Source organism: Anaerotignum lactatifermentans, assembly GCF_014982935.1.
Classification (GTDB): Bacteria; Bacillota; Clostridia; order Lachnospirales; family Anaerotignaceae; genus Anaerotignum; species Anaerotignum lactatifermentans.
This window is the reverse complement of the sequence record NZ_JADCKK010000024.1, coordinates 20115-38265: the sequence shown is the minus strand read 5'-3', so window position 1 is coordinate 38265 and position 18151 is coordinate 20115. Positions and strand designations below refer to the sequence as shown.

The 18151-nt window shown below is 44.2% G+C and carries 11 protein-coding genes and 1 other annotated feature (1 of these 12 running past the window's edge); of the genes, 7 read left to right on the top strand and 4 right to left on the bottom strand.

Annotated elements, in window-relative coordinates; all coding sequences use genetic code 11:
• Positions 1–208: 208 nt before the first annotated feature.
• On the bottom strand, positions 209–1123 hold the full coding sequence (locus INF29_RS07840; protein ID WP_193485815.1) for a hypothetical protein: 915 nt from the start codon (positions 1121–1123) through the stop codon (positions 209–211).
• A gap of 1196 nt (positions 1124–2319) precedes the next feature.
• Here INF29_RS07840 and INF29_RS07835 point away from each other — a divergent pair.
• The 6 genes from INF29_RS07835 to INF29_RS07810 all read left to right on the top strand — a co-directional run bounded on the left by INF29_RS07835 (position 2320) and on the right by INF29_RS07810 (position 8956).
• Entirely contained in the window at positions 2320–3072 is a 753-nt protein-coding gene (locus INF29_RS07835) for a response regulator transcription factor (protein WP_191344724.1), read from the top strand.
• A gap of 266 nt (positions 3073–3338) precedes the next feature.
• A complete protein-coding gene (locus INF29_RS07830) occupies positions 3339–4691 on the top strand; it encodes a putrescine aminotransferase (protein ID WP_191344723.1) in 1353 nt (450 codons plus the stop codon).
• Between the two features lie 128 nt (positions 4692–4819).
• The gene (locus INF29_RS07825; RefSeq protein WP_243184126.1) at positions 4820–6178 is read left to right on the top strand and encodes an aldehyde dehydrogenase family protein; all 1359 of its coding nucleotides are present in this window, start codon (positions 4820–4822) and stop codon (positions 6176–6178) included.
• Between the two features lie 133 nt (positions 6179–6311).
• On the top strand, positions 6312–7823 hold the full coding sequence (locus tag INF29_RS07820) for a Na+/H+ antiporter NhaC family protein (protein ID WP_193485813.1): 1512 nt from the start codon (positions 6312–6314) through the stop codon (positions 7821–7823).
• A gap of 234 nt (positions 7824–8057) precedes the next feature.
• Positions 8058–8516: a hotdog fold domain-containing protein gene (locus tag INF29_RS07815; RefSeq protein ID WP_193485811.1), complete on the top strand. Its 459-nt coding sequence runs from the start codon at positions 8058–8060 to the stop codon at positions 8514–8516.
• A gap of 170 nt (positions 8517–8686) precedes the next feature.
• Complete coding sequence (locus INF29_RS07810; protein WP_193485809.1) at positions 8687–8956, top strand: hypothetical protein; 270 nt, start codon at positions 8687–8689, stop codon at positions 8954–8956.
• Between the two features lie 290 nt (positions 8957–9246).
• On the opposite strand, the gene INF29_RS07805 is transcribed toward INF29_RS07810, so the two are convergent.
• From INF29_RS07805 to INF29_RS07795, 3 genes are read right to left on the bottom strand one after another with little or no spacing between them, the layout of a single operon-like run.
• Entirely contained in the window at positions 9247–10581 is a 1335-nt protein-coding gene (locus INF29_RS07805; protein WP_193485808.1) for an S-layer homology domain-containing protein, read from the bottom strand.
• An 18-nt stretch (positions 10582–10599) separates the two neighbouring features.
• Positions 10600–12879 (bottom strand): M60 family metallopeptidase, encoded by a 2280-nt coding sequence (locus tag INF29_RS07800; RefSeq protein ID WP_193485806.1) that lies wholly within the window; start codon positions 12877–12879, stop codon positions 10600–10602.
• Positions 12828–15764 carry a fibronectin type III domain-containing protein gene (locus INF29_RS07795; protein ID WP_193485804.1) on the bottom strand — a complete coding sequence of 979 codons (2937 nt, stop codon included), beginning with the start codon at positions 15762–15764 and terminating at the stop codon, positions 12828–12830. Before INF29_RS07795 ends, INF29_RS07800 begins: the two co-directional genes overlap by 52 nt.
• Positions 15765–16305: 541 nt before the next feature.
• Here INF29_RS07795 and INF29_RS07790 point away from each other — a divergent pair.
• The gene (locus INF29_RS07790; RefSeq protein WP_193485802.1) at positions 16306–18030 is read left to right on the top strand and encodes a B12-binding domain-containing radical SAM protein; all 1725 of its coding nucleotides are present in this window, start codon (positions 16306–16308) and stop codon (positions 18028–18030) included.
• A 104-nt stretch (positions 18031–18134) separates the two neighbouring features.
• Positions 18135–18151, top strand: a binding site (T-box leader); it runs 239 nt beyond the window's last position.

Sequence of the window (18151 nt, the reverse complement as noted above, 5' to 3'; positions counted from 1 at the left end):
AGATAGCAGGATTAAATAAGTTTTTGAGAATCTACTATGCGAGAGTGATGGAAGTATACCGAAAATAAAAGAAAATAAACCCAAGAAAACAACAGACCGGATTTTGAGCCGGTCTAATTGTCGTGGAATTTTTATTTAGTTGAGAACATTTAAAAAACCTGCGAAAAGGTCTTGACTTTTGTTAGCAGGTTTTTATGCAATATTTCTTTTATTGAAATGTAATGGAAATGGACTGCAATTCATCTAATGTTTTCACCTTTTTCCCTAAGATGAATCGATAATCAGAATGACCATTTCCGGCACTTCTGGATACCCATGTGACAGGAACCGATTCCCCGTTGATGGTGACTTTCATATGTTCGTTTGCCAAAGCAGTATCATTGGTAATCCATTTGTCTAAGTCCGCATTAAGCATTTTATAGAGAAGAGTAGATACCTCTCCAGTTTGTTCTCCAACATCCATATAAAGAGAAAATTGGAATGCAGTATAGGGTGTTCTGCCACCAATGAGGGTAGGAGCAGTCAAATACTGCATATTTTTTTCCGAAACATCAAAATTGCCAGAAGCATTTTTGGTCAGTGTCAGAGAAAAATCTGAAATGCTTGCAGAGATATCCTTACCGTTATCAGGCAGAGTATATTTCCAAAGTGCTACAGAGGTGAAGGAAGCAGTGCGATTTTCTGCATTCCATACCACATCGCCGTAAGGTTCCAGCGCTTTGAAGTAAATCAGTGTTTTGCCATCTGCGCGGAAGGAAGACATTTTGTTGCCATCTACCGTTACGGTCACATTGTTGGGATAGACTTTGTATGCCAGTCTGCCAATAGGTCTGTTTTCAGGCGGCGTATAAGTTGCCGTAACAGGCTTGCTGAAAGTATCACTATAGGTAATGTACAATTCTTTTCCATCGTGGCTGCAAGAAACATCGAAGCCATAATCTGCCAGATCTTCCGCAAAGATAGCTACCTGACCGAAGAAATTGCAGCAGGGAATGGGTGCACCGTTAATGGAAGCCACAATGTCTGTTGTGACCGCATTGGCGATGGGCGTAGCGCCGTAAGCAGTAAAGCTGGAAAAGATCAGGCTTAATAAAAGGACTGGAGCAAATAGAAGCTTTTTCATACGCATTTCCTCTTTCTGATTTCCCTATGGTGTATTGATATTTTGAGTGTAGCACGCAGAAAAATAGAAAACAATGACATTTGTCTTACAAATATGTTTTTTAAAAAAAGGAATGTTTTGCATAATGAAAATTTTCGAAAAATGAAAGCTGTTTTCTTCACAAATAAAAAGGATGCTTTTCATATTTATAAAGTTCATTTGTATTTGCAGGAAATACAGTATAAAAAATAGAACTAAGTTAGGGTGAGGCAAAAACAAAGAATGTTACTGCGTTTTTTATGGAATTAGTTGGCATTTGATAGACTTTATGTATCTTCAGAGAGTCTATGATAAAGGGACTATTTTCCAAAGAAACCATGGGCAGAAGTATTTTGTCTGCATGATAGGGAGGCGGACACATGTGATCATGAAATATATTTGAATACGGGAGGAGTTGTTTTGTAAGAAATTGCAGCAAAGTAAGAACGAAAGAGAAGGGAAATGATATTTGAACAAAATATTTCGAAATGTTGTAGGACAAGAAAAGCGGAAGGAGCAGATAAAAGAGCAGAAATATTATGTTGAAATGACATTTTCAGCAGTGGTTTTCGCTGAAAAATTTCTCTTGAATCATGACTAAGGAACAAATTTCTTTGAAAATACGCCATTTTCAAAGAATTCGACATGGGAATCAAAAAGAAATAAATTATTTTGTATGAAAATAGGAACAATTGTTTGTTTTGCTAAGAAGGGGCAAAATGGCATGTTATGGACATCTAAAATGAAGGAAATTGTTTGAAAAGTCCCTATTTTACGGTCAAAAAGGACATTTGTCTATTGGAGAAAGTATAAAACGCTGAAAAATGAATTGTACTTAAAATGGTACAAAAGTAGTAAAAAATGGTATATTGAAGTAATTGTCCCTGAGTTGTATATATAATATAATAAAAACAAGAAAAAACAAAACAAATTGTGCAGAATACATCCTAACCAGCGTGGAGAGTTTATTTCGTTGTGCAATTTGACGGATGAATCATAGGGCAAATGGGCAGGAAGCCATAGGGTCTATATCAGAAATCCTTTTCCAACTTCCAGACCAAAGGCAGCTTGATTTTCCCTAAATCACATTGGTCTTCAAAAAGGCGATGCGGTGTTATATATACAGGAGACTTCGTTTATCAGAAACTTGGAGCCATAATGTGGAGGGAGGAACGATCATGAACACGATCGACAACAATGAATTTATGATTCTGAACAGCATTATCTATAAAATCCATACAAATCCTGATTTTGCAGCCATGCGGAAAGAACTTCTGGAACAGCTGAAAATGATCATTGATTTTGACAGTGCGGAATTTCATCTTTCCAGAGGGGATGGCAGCATTTCACTGGATTCCGGTATTTCTTACAACAGCAATGCATCTTTGGATTATTCCAAAGCCTATGAACACATTGACTATAGTCAGGGAATATTGGGAACAGGAAGCAGCATGGTTTACCGGGAAACAGACTTGATGCCGGATGAAAAAAGAGTGCAGACTGAGTACTACAAAAGCATTTACGAAGTAAATAACTGGCATTACTCTTTGCAGCTGGTTCTGGCATATGATAAACGGTTTTTGGGAGTCATCACCTTCTACAAGAACAAAGGAAAGGAAGACTTCAAGTATGCGGATATCTTCAAAATCCAATTAATCGAAAACCATCTGGCTTACCGGATCAATAAAGAACAGGAAGCTGCTTCCAAGAACAAAGATAAAGTTTCTGTTGAGGAAGCGGTGGAACAGTTTGGATTGACCAAAAAGGAAAGCGATATTCTGGATCTGCTGGTAAAAGGATACAGCAATAAAGAAATTTGTGACAAAATGGTCATCTCCAGCAATACCGTAAAAAAACATATTTTGAACATCTATCGGAAATTGAATATCAAAAACAGAGTGCAACTGCTCTGTATGGTGAAAGAACCTTAAAATGGCATCAATGGCTGCAGCGCATAACACGCAGCAGCTTCAGATAAACAAAAATTATGAAATACAATCTCCATAATTTTTTGTGACAAATCAGATATGAGGTGATACTCCGAAAATGACGTCATTATTCCGTAAAGAATAAGAAGGGCGGAGGGATAAAACTTAACCGAAAATAAGAGATGCAGGAAAAAGAGCTTGCATCAGACGCAGTTTAGAAAGATATCAAGATGACGATTGTAAAAAAACAAGAATGAGGAGGCGTACATATGAAACAATTCGAAGAAACAAGTAAATATTTGGAAAGAATCCTTGGCTATATCCACTCTGACAATATCAGTGATGCAGATAAAGAATTAATGACAAAAGAAACTGTTCACCATTTCGATAACTATGTAAGCCCCGGCTGGCTGAAATATCGTAAATCTGTATCTACAAACGCGGCTCTGCTGGAATGGACCGACCACGACAGCAGCGTAGTGGATCTGTATGGTGAAGATTTTATCGACTGCCTTGGCGGTTTCGGTATCTATACATGTGGACATAGAAATGAATATATCGTTGATACAGTAAAAGCTCAGCTGGGTCATCAGGCACTGCATTCTCAGGAACTGCTGGATCCCCTGCGCGGCTATCTTGCAAAAGCTGTTTCTGAAATCACACCCGGCGACCTGCAGTACTGCTTCTTTACAAACGGTGGTGCAGAAGCCAACGAAATGGCGCTGAAATTAGCGAGAATCGCAACAGGCGGACGCTGGTTCGTATCCACAGTCAATGCGTTCCACGGCAAATCCATGGGTGCGGTTTCCATGGGCGGTAAGAGCACATATCGTACTCCTTACACACCAATGGTACAGCAGGTTGTTCATGTTGAATACGGCAATGCAGAAGACGCAAGAAAAGCCATCAGAAACCTGATTGCAGTTGGCGAAAAAGTTGCAGCCTTCATCGTAGAACCTGTTCAGGGCGAAGCTGGTATCATCATTCCTCCTGAAGGCTATTTGAAAGAAATCAGAGCAATCTGTGACGAATACGGCGTAGCATTGATCTGTGACGAAATCCAGACTGGTATGGGTCGTACAGGTCATATGTTCAGATGCGAAGGCGAAGGCATCGTTCCCGATATTCTGACATTCGGTAAAGCATTCGGCGGCGGCATTATGCCAATCACCGGTCTGATCTGCCGTCCTCATATGTGGACACAGGAACTGGTTGACAACCCTTGGCTGCTGGGCTCTCCCACATTCGGCGGCAACCCTGTATGCTGCTCCGCTGCACTGGCAACCATCAAATACATGATCGACCATGACATCCCTGCAGAATGCGCGAAGAAGGGTGCCATCATCAAAGAAGGTCTGGACAAACTGAAAGAAAAATATCCTGATCTGATTGACGATGTACGCGGTATCGGTTTGATGCTGGCAGTAGAATTCAAGACTTCCGAAATCGGTTACGAAGTTGCGAAAGGTATGTTTGCCCGCAAAGTTATCACAGCTGGTACACTGGTTAACGCAAAATGCGTACGTTTCGAACCCGCAGCTGTTATCACAGAAGACCAGATTGCGAAGGTAATCGAACGGATGGATGCATCCTTGGCTGATACAAGAGCAGCTATGAAATAAAATAAACATGGGACAAAATTGATAGTTTCCCCGCGTGGCATTGATTGTTCCCATGCGGGGAACTTTCTATAGCCATCCCAATGGGAAAATACCCATTGGACAATAGAATGAAGGAGGATGAACAGATTATGACAATGACAATTCAAGAAAGAATTGATGCTGCCCGCAAAGCGCAGGCGCAGATTTTAGATTATACACAGGAACAGGTTGACAAACTGGTTTTTGAAATTGCAAAGGTGATCTACTTAAATGCAGAACCTCTGGCAAAGATGGCAGTAGAAGAAACCAGACTTGGTAAATATGAAGATAAAATCGGTAAGAACACAGATACACCCACAGCTTTCTGGGCTTACCTGAAAGATAAAAAATCCGTTGGTGTCATCAGAGAAATCCCTGAAGAAGGCATCATCGAAGTTGCCCATCCCATCGGCGTTATCGGTGCAGTTACACCTGCAACCAACCCTACCGTTACACCTCTGGGCAACGCAATGCACGCACTGAAAGGCAAAAACGCTCTGGTAATCACACCTGCACCTCGTGCGGAAAAAACTTCCACAAGAACCGTGGAACTGATGCGTGAAGCACTGGTAAAATGCGGCGCACCTGCAGATCTGATTCAGATCATCGAAGAAATTACCATTGAAAAATCCGCAGAACTCATGGAAAAATGTGACCTGGTTATTGCAACTGGCGGTCCTGGGCTGACAAAAGCAGCTTATTCCAGCGGTACTCCTGCTTACGGCGTTGGTCCCGGCAACCCTCCCGTGATTTTGGACAGAGGTTATGACCTGGTAGACGCAGCAAAGAAAACATTCATCGCTGTTGGCAGCGACAATGGTATCCTTTGCGACGGCGACAACTTGATGCTGTATCCTCAGGAAGAAGAAAAAGATTTCTTCAAAGCTCTGCGGGATGAGGGCGTTCTGATTTACGAAGATAAAGACGACGTTGAAAAATTCAGAGCAGCCCTTTTCAGCAACGGCAAAATCAATTCCGATCTGGTAGGGAAAGACGCAGATGTTATCACTCGTGCGGCAGGGTTCGATATTCCCGCTGAAACAAAAGTTTTGGGTCTGAAGATCGAAGGCGTTGGGAAAGAAGACATCATGTGTAAAGAAATCATGGGTCCCGTTGTGGTACTGAAGGACTACGACACATTCGAAAACGCTGTAGAAATGACAGTCAGAAATATGGCAGAAGCTGGCGGTATCGGTCACACAGCTGGTCTGTTTACCAACGACAAAGAACATATCAAATATGCTGGCGAAAGAATTCCCGTTGCACGTCTGCTTGTAAATCAGCCTACACCCGATGCATGGGGACCTGCAACAAACGGCTTGTCTCCTGCAGTATCTGAAGGCTGCGGCACATGGGGCAACAATATTCTGGCAGGCAACGTAGACTATATCCATATGCTGAATGTTTCTAAGATCGCTATGCCTTTGGATGTAGAACTGCCTGACGGTGAAAAACTGTTCAAAGATTGATATTTGATTCAAAAATAACGGCGAAATAAAAATATATGTGCATTCCGAGGCAGAAATACCTGCTTCGGAATGCAAAAAAGAAAGAAGTGAATTTATGAAAGACCTCTATTAAGACAAAAGGGAGGATTGGCCTATGGAAAGTGTACGAGAAGCGCAAAAGAAAGATCAATTAAAACGAACGTTGATTTTTTACATAGCATTGTTTGTGGGATTTGCTCTGGTAGGTATTTTGGTACCTGATAATCCAGACGAATTTGGTATATTGACATGTATTCCGGCTGCCTTCATGATCTTCTTTATCTTTAAGACAAAAAGAATCATTGAAGGGCTTACACTGGCTGTTCTTTTATGCTGTATCATGGTTCACAAGCAAAACTTCATCATCGAATTTGCGAACATTGCGCAGACAACCATGATGGATGAAGATATTGCGTTCCTGATCATTGTTTGTGGTCTGATGGGCAGCTTGGTTGCAGTTATTGAAAAAAATGGCGGCGGTCTTGCATTTGGTAAGTTTGTAGCTTCCAAGGCAAAATCTGAAAAAACAGCGCTCTTTGGCACAATGCTTTGCTCTGCGCTGTTCTCCATGGACGACTATCTGAGCTCTCTTACATCTGGTATCGCTATGACACCAGTAACAGACAGATACAGAGTTCCTAGAGAAATGACTTCTTATGTAATTGATATAACAGCAGCGGCAGTTACGGTTCTGAATCCCATTTCCACATGGGCAGTATTCATCGGCGGGCTGATGGTTGCCAACGGTCTGGCAGAAGAAGGTCAGCAGCTGACAACATATATGAAAACAGTTCCTTTCAACTTCTATGCAATTTCAACACTGGTTGTACTGGTACTGGTTATTTTAGGGGTTATCCCGAAATTCGGTCCCATGAAAAAAGCGTATGAAAGAGTTGCTGCCGGCGGTCCTTTGGCACCTCCGGGATCTGAAAAGATCGACATTCGTGCCGGCAAAGAAATGGTAGAGTCTGAAGACGATGTGGAAGACGAAATGAAATCCTGCAAGAAACCCAAACTTCGCAATTTCTTTGTACCTATCTTTATTCTGATCGGCGCCATCTGTATGTTTGATTTCAATATGCAGATCGGTATCATCATCGCGATCCTGCTGGGCTTTGTATTCTTCGTATTCCAGGGTATGGACCCCGAAGAATATGCCGATGCAGTTGTTGAAGGTTTGAAGAACATGGTTATGCCTATCCTGCTGATGATTCTGGCATTCTGTTTCGCAAACGCGAGCCAGCAGGTTGGCTTTATCGATTACGTTATCGACGTAGCGGTAAGAAATATCTCTCTGCCACTGCTGCCGATTACTGTATTCCTGGTATTTGCATGTACAGAATTTATCATGGGTATCAACTGGGGCATGTACATCATCGCACTGCCAATCGTTGCTCCCATTACCATCGCTCTGGGCGGCGACATTGGTGTAACCGTAGGCGCGGTTGCAGCTGCAGGCGTTTGGGGAAGCCACTGCTGCTTCTACTCCGATGCAACGATTCTGACATCTGCCTCTACAGGCTGTGATAACTTCAAACATGCGACCAGCCAGATTCCATTTGGCTTGATCGCAGGTATTTTCTCAGCCATTGCATATCTGATTCTCGGATTTGTACTGTATGCTTAAGAGCTTAAGAAGAGTTGAGAACGACCACAGGAGTGTTCCCTTCCATAGGATGAATGGTTCCTGCAAAAGCTGCTGACACTGGCAGCGGAGGTTTTTGAAAAGTGAAACAAGTAAGATGGGGGATGAACCACAAAGATGTTTCGGAAAAGTCTTTGTGAAGAACTTACTTATAGAAACGATGAAAAAAAGAATATATGACAAATGACTTGATATGAAAATAAGGAGGAAACGATTATGGTAGGTAAAAAAGTGGTACATCATCTGATGATGAGCGCAAAAGATGCACATTATGTTGGCGGTCTGGTAAATGGTGCAAGAATCGTTGACCAGTGGGGCGACGTTGGTACAGAACTGATGGTTTATGTAGACGGCGACATCAGCCTGTTCCTGGGTTATGAAAACATTGAATTCCTGGCACCTGTATATGTAGGTGACTTTATGGAATATCATGGCTGGATCGAAAAAGTTGGCAACCAGTCCTATACATGTAAGTTTGAAGCATGGAAAGTGGCAACACAGCTGGACAGAACAGACGCTGACATTTCCGGCGTAGCAACACCCGAAACAGCAGCAACAGCATGCGAACCTCCTATCCTGTGCGGCAGAGGGATCGGCAGCCTGTATATTGCGAAAAAAGATCAGAGAGGTCCTCAGGAATCTTCTTTCAAAGACAGAAAACATCCTGGCGAATAAACTGTCTGTAAAAAGATTTCTGATGTAAAATTCATTGCTTTAGCCAAGGAGGGCGGACGAATTTCATTTCGTCCGCTTTCTTTGGGAGAATGACATGCCGGAAAGGAGTGGGGGAATATGGATGGCAATAAACAAATGCAGGAAAACTCCTGGGGAAAATCAGACAGATTGTGGTAGATGAAAAATTCAAACTGGATGCGTTTTATCTCTGCGGAGCGGCATCCAGCCTGCCAAACCAGAAATTACAGAAAGCATGTGAAAAATATCTGGAAATGGTAGACCAGAAACAGAAAGATGCGGCAGTGATCAATGGCTTGATTACAGAATTGGAAAATGCCGTTGGGGCAAAAGCCAAAGTGACTGTCGTAGGTGATCTGGTGAATAACAAAGCAGATATCCAGGAGGTTTTTGAACACAGAGAACATCTCTGGAATGTATAAATTGACTTGTGCCTGAAAAGGGCGTCCTTTATGAGCGGAAATAGGCAGTAAAGTCATGGAGAAAATGAAAAAGACAGTGAGAAATAGGGGCGACTTCATAAAAAAACAAAGAAAGCTGAAATCCTTGTGATACAGAGGATTTCAGCTTTCTTATTTTGACTGAGATTCGGTTGTTTTCTTATGAAAACAGCCTTTGCAATTCCCTTTAAGAAATTGAGGTGAGAAAAACAATGTTTTCTTAAGGGGAAGTTGCTTTTTCACTGTCTTTTTTTATTTAGAGGAGCAAAACATTAAATTCCATATTTCTGGCACAGACGCATGAAGATGGAAGCGATTTCCGCACGAGTGATCTGTGCATCGGGGCGGAAGTTGCCTTCGTTATCGCCGGAAAGCAGACCGGCTTTCTGCATAGCGCCTACGCTTTCTTTGGCATATCCGCTGATGGAAGCAGTATCCTGGAAATCAGGTGTGCCGCTTTCCAGTGCAACACCGGAGAATTTCAGATATCTTGCCAGCATCACTGCTGCCTGTTCTCTTGTGATAGGTGTATTAGGTGCAAAGGAAGTATCGCTGACACCGGATACCAGATTGTTTGCGTATGCCCAGCTGACAGCATTGCCATACCATGCATTGCTGGAAACATCGGCAAAAGGACTGCTGCCTGTATGAGAAGTGCCATTGAAGCGGTAAAGTACGGAAACCAGCATGCCTCTTGTCATGGACTGACTGGGAGCGAACTGTGTTTCGCTGACACCGGAGAACAGACCTCTCTGGGTGACATAGGAAACAGCAGGTGCATACCACTGATTTGCAGGTACGTCACTGAAATTGGTGGAGCCTGTGGAAGGCTGCTGTACAGCTGCAAAAATAACTTCTACTACGTCAGTGGATTTCAGATGCAGCAGCTGCTGTACGGGACCCTGAGAAACGCCGTTGACCAGTACGTCACGGACCTCATAGCCGTCGTGAGGTTGGATGGATACGCTGCCGTCATTGCTTGCGATGATCATACCATTGGTCTGGTCACCTTTGATAACAGGGCGACCGGTTGTTGTGCTGCTGCTGGAGCTGGAACTACTGGAACTGCCACCGCTGGAGCTGCCGCCACCATTACTGCCGTTGTCGCCATTATCACCGCCAGTACCGTTGTCGCCATTATCGCCGCCAGCACCATTGTCGCCACTGTTATCACTGCCATCATCCTCTAAAGATACCTGTGTATAGGATGTTGCAGCGTCTTTGCTGTTTAATGTGATCAGTTTGGATACGCCTGTAAAGGATACGCCGTCAGGCAGTGTCAGGTTACCGAGATAGATCTGGTTATTCTGGCTTTCCAATACAGAAAGGGAGTCTGCGTAAATGGTCAGAACGCCGTCTTTTTCGATATGATGGCTGTATGCCAGATCTTCCGCGCCAAGGAAATGGGCGTTTTCCAGATTCTGTTTGGATTTCAGTGAAATTTCCACACTGGTGGTGTCATCAGAAACGCCTGTCAGATACAGACGAGCATGATTGCTGTCGTTATCCCGTTGGATAATCACGCTGGGACCTGCGGCAAAAGCAGTGGTGGACATCAGTAATGATGCCACCAAAGCGCCTGCCCAAAGTGTATATTTCTTTTTCATGGGTAGGTTCCTCCTTAATTATTGATGTTCCAGAGAGATGGAGGGCATGCTGTCAGCGTCGGGAGAAGAAATCCACATTGTCTGTGCGGTGACACGACCCTCTGTTGTAGAAATGTTGTCTGTGCGGTACAGAACTGCCTGAATGCGGTCGGGCAGGGAGCTGGGGTGATCGCAGTCCACATGTTCGTTCTGCAGATCGCCTTCTGCTTCTTCGTTGATGACATAGATGAACATACCATTGCTGATGAGGCTCACTTCGCCATCAGCGGGAACTTCTGCCAGAAGATAAGTTTCCCCGTTGATAGGTCTTGTTTCTTTTGTTTCTGTACCTGTTGCCAGATCGCGAACGGTAAATTCGCCGTTGACCTGTACGTAGTTATATCTGGGATCGCCTACATAAGTGCCGACGATAACCAGAGAGCCAGTAGGGATGACTTCCTCAGAAGTATCGCCCCACTGATAAGCTTCATGCAGTCTGCCAATGGCAGCGCCGTCCTGCAGGAATGCTACGTCGTCGTTGACTGCACCGATGAGCTGCAGGGATGCGCCTTCGGGAACATTCTGCAGTTCCAGTTTGGTGATGTCGTAAGTCCAGATACGGCTGTCTTCCGCATTTGCACCGGGTTTGGTGAAGTATGCTTTGAATGTGCTGTCGTCGTTTGCCATATTCTGTGTCAGTGTCAATGTGGTTTCTTTGGATACGCCATCCACATTTGTAGTCAGAACAGCTGTGATGCTTTCCACATCGGAAACACCAGTCAGTTTGATACCGCTGACAGACTGTGCCTTATCGTTTTTCATGGTCACAGTTGCAGTTGTACCGGACTGGGAGAGGTCATACAGACCTGCATCCAGTACGTTATCATAAGAAATTCGTACCTGCTGTGTTTCTGTCGCTTCGGAAATGTTGCCCTGTTTGTCTACAGCACGAACAGAATAGGTCAATACCGTATTGTTTGCAGTACCGATATGTTCGGTGAATGTGCCAGTTGTTGTAAAGGCAATGGATTTGCCGTCTTTCAGGATTTCGTAACCCAGAATGTTTTCTCCGTCAGTGTGGGAGAATGTCAGTGTTACATCCTGACCGTTGGAGCCAACGGAATTGGTTGCTGTGACGGAATCCAGTGTCAATGTGCCGTTTGCAACGCCTGTGCCTTCCAGACGGTTGCGGCGGGAGTTATCGTTCAGATACCAGATGGCTCTTTCTTCTTCGCCATAGGATTTCAGTTTGCTCTTTGTGCTTTCTGTCAGTTCCATACCCCAACGAGTAAAGAATTCTGTCAGGTCTTTCTGGGCAACTTCAGATGCAATCAGTGCAACACGGTTGTCATAGTCATTGCCGCTATATGCGCCGGATTTCCACAGTTTGAAGAACTGGTTGTAGAAATCCATGGGAGCATCTGCGTTGTCATAAGCCAGATGCAGCTGCCAGTACATGCCCAGCTGTACGAATACGTTGTTGGCTGCGCCGGGACGTGCTTCCGCAACTTTCTGGAAGATGGCGGAATATCTGTCTTCGCTTTCCAGACGGGTGGTCAGGGAAGTCATATCGCCGCCGTCGTAGCTCTGTACCATGAGGGAGTACAGGTTGTTGGTGATTTCTGTTCTGCCCAGTTTATCCATGTTATGACCGATTTCGTGAGCGATACCCCAGCCATACAGACCGTTTGTATCTGCTTCGTCAGACAGCATGGAAACGGGAGTGCCTTTTGCCAGATCACCAGCGAAACCATAACCGATACCGATATGATCGCCGGCTGCATACATGAAGGCGGAACCGAACATGCGCATGTAACGAATGTTCTGACGGCTTTCCATAGGATACTGGTAAGCGTCTTTATCGCCGTCTACAATGCCCTGTGTGGTATTTACTACATAGGAAACATCTTCCCAAGCAAGGATTGCATTGTAAAGGGATTCTGTTGTCAGGACGTTTGCCACTTCTTTTACGGGGATGGACAGCAGGAAGCTGGGAGTTGCAATATCTGTATGGTTACGGATGCTTGTCTGACCCAGACGGTTGCTGTTTGCCTGTACATATGCGTTTACTTCTGCCACATAAGCAGAGATTTTTTCTTTTCTTGCGGATTCAGACAGTTCATACCAGTCGGACAGTTCCAGCATAGGTGTTTTTACGCTGGTATTGTTGTCTGTGATGATACGCAGGGAAATTTCGTCTGCGTGAGAACCGCTGTATGTCAGATACAGGGCGCCGCCTTTTTCTGAAGATACAGAAGCAATCTGTTCTACGGAAATGACGTTTCTGCCGGACTGGAGCTGGATGCTTTGCCTTTCCATGCGTTATGATTGCCATAATACTGTGTAGGTACGATGGTAACGGTTTCGCCAGCAGGGATGTCTGCATAGATGACAACATCGCTGCCGGAAGAAGCTACAACGCCCAGAGGCTGCAGTACGCTTGCAGTCTGACCATATGCACTGTCTGCTGCGGTGCTGCGGGATTGGAAGCCTGTCTGCACTGCCAATTCGTTTCCTTCTGCCAGTGCTTTTGCATCGTTCAGTTCGCGCAGCATCATATCTTTATTCAGATAGAATGCGTTTGTGTTTTCCACTCTGCTGCGGAGTGCTTCTACTTTTTCAAGGGTTTCTTCCTTGCTGTATTTCAGTTCTGTAAATGTACCATTGGAGAACAGATCTGCGATTTCCGCAGGTGTGTTATCCAGATGATAGAAGGCTGCTTCAGACAGTGTAACCGCTTTTGCACCTTCCCACTGACCAACGTTAACTCTGACTCTGGAAATGTCATTGGATTCAGGCAGTTCCAGCACCAGATAACCGGTGCCGTCTTTTGTCACTTTGGCAGTGATATTTGCGTTGATGGTTGCAATCTTTTCGTATTTGCCATCCGCTGTTTTGCGGTAAGTGGTTACGCTGTAGTCACGCATGCCTGTGGTATAGCTCAGATCTCCCTGTCTGGGAACATAGATCATGTAGTTCATGCTCTGAGGCTCTGCAAAGTCAAATGTGAAGGACTGATCTTTCCAGTATGCGCCAGACTGCCAGAATGTGGAGTAGTTGCCGTCCAGTACATGTTTGATATTGAAGTTGGGTGTTTCATTCCAGTTTACATTTCCTGCGGCGCCGCTGTCAGAACGAACGGTAATCAGTTCGTTGGAGATGCGGTTTTCTGTAGGCAGGGCAGGACCGTTGATGGTCTGGGACTTGGGTGCACCTTCTGCCAATTCGGAGCGAGGGCTGACACCAGCCTGATTGTATGCTTCTACGCAGAATTCGTAAGTAACACCGTTTGTCAGGTTGCCTACAGTGAGGGAGTTGTTATCGCCTACATCAGAGGAAATCCACTGATCTGTGCCTTTTTCACGATAGTAAACCAGATAGCCCATAGCATTTTCGGATTTTGCCCAGCTGAAACGCAGAGCGGAATCCATGGAAGTTACCTGTAAAGTAGTAGGTGCTACAGGTCTGCTGTCAGGCAATGGTGTTGCGGATACCATAGCGGAAGTTGCGCTTTCCCATTCGCCGCTGGTGCCTACCACAACGAAATAATATTTTTTCAGGTTTTCCAGACCGCTAATGGTGATGCGGTTGTTTCCGGTGGTCTGAACCTGTGTCATGCCGTTCTGGGTTGTGCCATAGTAAACTTTATAGCCTGTTACGTTTGCCATGGCATCCCAGGAAAGGGAAACACTCTTTGTGCCTGCAGTTGCAGTAACATTCTGGGGTTTTGCTGCTTCTGCTTCAGGCGCTTTTGCCAGTGTGCTTTCTACAAAGGCAACCTGTTTGATGACAGCAGTTTCATTATCTTCTGTTTTGGTAACCTGAATGGTGATTTTCTTCACGACTTTTCTGGAACCCAGATTTACCACCAGTACGTTTTCACCGTCACGAGCAGAACGGGCTGCAACAGTCAGTTTGCCGTAAGGAATGGTTTCTGTTACGACTTTGCCGTCTTCTTCCACTTCCAGAACCAGATTGAAGTATTCGATACCACCATTTGCAGGAGTAGCAATCTGTACTTCGCTCATGGCAACGCCTTCGTTAAAGGCGATGGGAATTTCCAGAGGTGCTTCGGGAGAAATTTCGCCGGAATCTTTTTTGCTGAATGTAATGGCTTCTGTTTCTGTAAACAAGTCAGCAATGTTTTTGTCATCGGCAATTTCTACTTCAGACAGGTCTGTTTTGTCAACGTCGATGTTCTGCACAATGGCGCGGGATACCATAGCACCATTCTGTGCAACGGCTTTGCCGGTACCCTGTACCATCATGCCGCGGTTTACATAGGAAATATCCACGATGTTCACAGTGCCGTCTTTATTCAGGTCATAAGCATCGTTATCAGTGCCAAGAGCTGCTTCTACCAACTGCTGGTCTTCCTGATTTACGCTGCCGTCGCCATTCACATCCCCAAGTGTGAATGTGCTTTCTTTGGTACCGATGGTAATGATTTTTGCGTATTCTTCCAGAGAAAGTTCATTATATGTATAAGTGCGGTAGCCGTCACCTGTCACTGCAATGCGGTATACGCTGTCCGCAGTGCCGGCGGGCAGATCGGAAGCAACGATGTCGATGGCTGCTACCAGATCGTCATTGCCGCATTCATTACCGGTTTCATCCAGATAAGCAATGGAAATGGCTGCGGGCACTTCTTCTCTTGTATAAGCATTGGAAACAGACATCTGAATATTCTGTTTTTCCACGGTTTCTTTTGTCAGAGGATAATCCATATGGATACGAACGGAAATGGTGCTGGTGCTGTCCACAGCTGTTAAGGAAAGCACTGTCTTTTCTTCTTCGGTTTCTTCCTCTTTTACTTCTTCTTTTTCTTCCGCTTCCTCCTGTTTTTCTTCCTCGTCTTTTACGTCGTCGGAAGGCACTGTTGTTCCTTCGCCTTCTTCCACGGGAGGAACGACGGGAGTTTCTTCAGGAGTTTCTACAGAAGGTACTTCTGTTGTATCTTCCTTTTCGTGATCTTGATTCTGTTCACCGTCGCCTTCCGGTGTGGAAGGTGCATGGTTTGTATTGTCATCAGATCCTGTGGCATCTGTTTCAGGGGCGTCAGACGGTGTTTCTGTGTCGGCTGCATCTTCTGGACCCTGTGCAGAAACTGTATCGTTTACAGTTTCTTCGGCATAAACACTGGGAACGGAGCTGCTTGCCATGACCGCTGCCAGTACCAGGCAGGGCAGTGCATTTCTCTTCATAAAAAATACCTCTCTTCCTTTTTTTGATTTACTCGAAAATTTTTTTTGCATCGTCTGATTCTCACAAAGTGGATGCATTGGTTGACAGCATATCATAGAAAAAACTAAAATACTATAGTTTTTCTAGGATATATAAAAAACAGGCATTTTGGACAAGTGAAAAATATTTTAGTGAGTGAAAATATGCAAAGTATGTATAAAGGGTGATACAAAACCAGAATGTGTAGAGAAAACCACTAAATGGCATTTGATACAATCCATGAGGGTTTGGGTAAAAAGTGGAGGGAATGGAAAACAGAAATAGAAATATTTTCCATTTTTTGTATAAAAATAAAAAAATTTATCATAAGAAAAGGTTATAGATGCATGATATGGGGGTATTTTGTATGACAAATGAATAAGGTTGATGCTTGAGAAGGAAGAGACTTTGGTAGATGGGCAGCCTTTGCTTATTATATAAGAAGAAACTAGCTTTTTATTTGCCATTTGATGGGTTTTGTCTTAGAATGGAAGAAAAATCGGAAAGAAAAGAGGAATATCTTTGAAAAAAGTCATTTTAGCGGCGCTGAACGCAAAATATATTCATTCTAATCTGGCATTGCGTTATTTGTCCCGTTTTCAGAATAATAACCAGAAACATCATGTGGAGACCATGGAATTTACCATCAATCAACGGCTGGATTTCATTGCGGAGGAACTGTTCCGCAAACAGCCCGATGTGGTGCTGTTTTCCTGTTATATCTGGAATGTGGAGATGCTGCGGCAGCTTTGTCCCATTCTGAAAAAGATTATGCCGGACTGTGTCATTGGTTTTGGCGGCCCGGAAGTAAGCTACGAAAGCGAAACTTTCCTGCGGGAAAATCCGGCGGTGGATTTTGTCATGCGTGGGGAAGGGGAGCTTGTTTTCACAAAATATCTGGAACATCTGGATGCAGGAAATCCTGCCACTTTGGGGGAAATCGAAAGTCTGACTTATCGGCAGGGAGATGAAATTTTCTCCACACCCCAGATGCATCCTATGGATTTGGCACTTCTGCCATTTCCTTATGAAGATGATTTCAGTGATGTGCAGAATCAGATCATATATTATGAATCTTCCAGAGGGTGCCCTTATCATTGCGGATACTGCTTGTCTTCTGTGGAAAATGGTGTGCGGTTTGTGCCGTTGGATAAGGTGCTGCCGGATTTGCAGAAATTTTTGGACAAAAATGTGCCCCAGGTGAAATTCATCGACCGTACATTCAACTGTAAAAAAAGTCATGCCATGGCAATCTGGAAATATCTTCATGAACATGACAATGGCGTGACCAATTTCCACTTTGAAATTACAGCGGATTTGATTGACCAGGAAACCATTGATTTCCTGAAAACTGTGCGGAAAGGGCTGTTCCAGTTTGAAATCGGTGTCCAGTCCACCAATCCACAGACCATCCGTGCCATCAATCGTAATGTGGATTTTGCGGCTTTGTCGGAAATCGTGCAGCAGATCAAAGATGGCGGAAATATCCATCAGCATTTGGACTTGATTGCGGGTCTGCCTTATGAGGATTATGATTCTTTTGGATGTTCTTTCAACGATGTTTACGCTCTCCATCCGGAACAGCTGCAATTGGGATTTTTGAAGGTGCTAAAAGGCTCTATGCTTCATCAGAAACAGAAAGAGTTTGAAATTGTTTATCACGACACGGCACCTTATGAAGTGCTGACCACCCATGAACTGCCTTACGCTGATACGCTGCGGCTGAAGTATGTGGAAGAAATGGTGGAGACCTATTATAACAGCGGACGTTTCCTGCATACCCTTGCATATCTAGTGCCATTATATGAAAGCCCCTTTGCCTTTTTTGAGGCGTTGTCCCAGTTCTGGGTATCGGAGAATTATCATTATCTGGGGCTGTCCAAAATGGGGCTCTTCGATGTGTTATGGCGGTTCGTGGAACAGAATCCCAAGGTAGATAAACGGAAATTGCAGTGGGAAATGAAGTTTGACATTGCCCTCCATGAAAAGCCCAAAAAACTGCCTGCTTGGCTGACTGTGACCAACGAAGAACAGTGGCATGACAAGGTGTTTGCTTTCTACGGCAATCCTGCTTTGTGGCAGAAATGCCTGCCTCATTATAAGAGCAACAAAGAAGCCATCCGCCAGACACATCTGGAAGTTTTCGGTGATGAGAAACAGAAAGCGGTACTTTTTGATTATGGCAAAAGAGATTTGCTGGGAAATGCGGAATACAAAATCATGGAAACGGCGGAAATCCAGGTCTGAATGAAATTTCGCTCGGGATGAATAAAAAAACATGCAAAAAAATGATAAAAAACCATTGACAAAAGAAAAAAACGGAATTACAATAGGAACAACTTTTCAAAAGAGCAAAGACGTGGAAGAG

Excerpts from the sequence above, each read along its gene's own strand:
- INF29_RS07820 (WP_193485813.1), top strand. The coding sequence starts at position 6,312 with ATGGAAAGTGTACGAGAAGCGCAAAAGAAAGATCAATTAAAACGAACG.
- INF29_RS07825 (WP_243184126.1), top strand. The coding sequence starts at position 4,820 with ATGACAATGACAATTCAAGAAAGAATTGATGCTGCCCGCAAAGCGCAG.
- INF29_RS07830 (WP_191344723.1), top strand. The coding sequence starts at position 3,339 with ATGAAACAATTCGAAGAAACAAGTAAATATTTGGAAAGAATCCTTGGC.
- INF29_RS07805 (WP_193485808.1), bottom strand. The coding sequence starts at position 10,581 with ATGAAAAAGAAATATACACTTTGGGCAGGCGCTTTGGTGGCATCATTA.
- INF29_RS07815 (WP_193485811.1), top strand. The coding sequence starts at position 8,058 with ATGGTAGGTAAAAAAGTGGTACATCATCTGATGATGAGCGCAAAAGAT.
- INF29_RS07800 (WP_193485806.1), bottom strand. The coding sequence starts at position 12,879 with ATGGAAAGGCAAAGCATCCAGCTCCAGTCCGGCAGAAACGTCATTTCC.
- INF29_RS07795 (WP_193485804.1), bottom strand. The coding sequence starts at position 15,764 with ATGAAGAGAAATGCACTGCCCTGCCTGGTACTGGCAGCGGTCATGGCA.
- INF29_RS07835 (WP_191344724.1), top strand. The coding sequence starts at position 2,320 with ATGAACACGATCGACAACAATGAATTTATGATTCTGAACAGCATTATC.
- INF29_RS07840 (WP_193485815.1), bottom strand. The coding sequence starts at position 1,123 with ATGAAAAAGCTTCTATTTGCTCCAGTCCTTTTATTAAGCCTGATCTTT.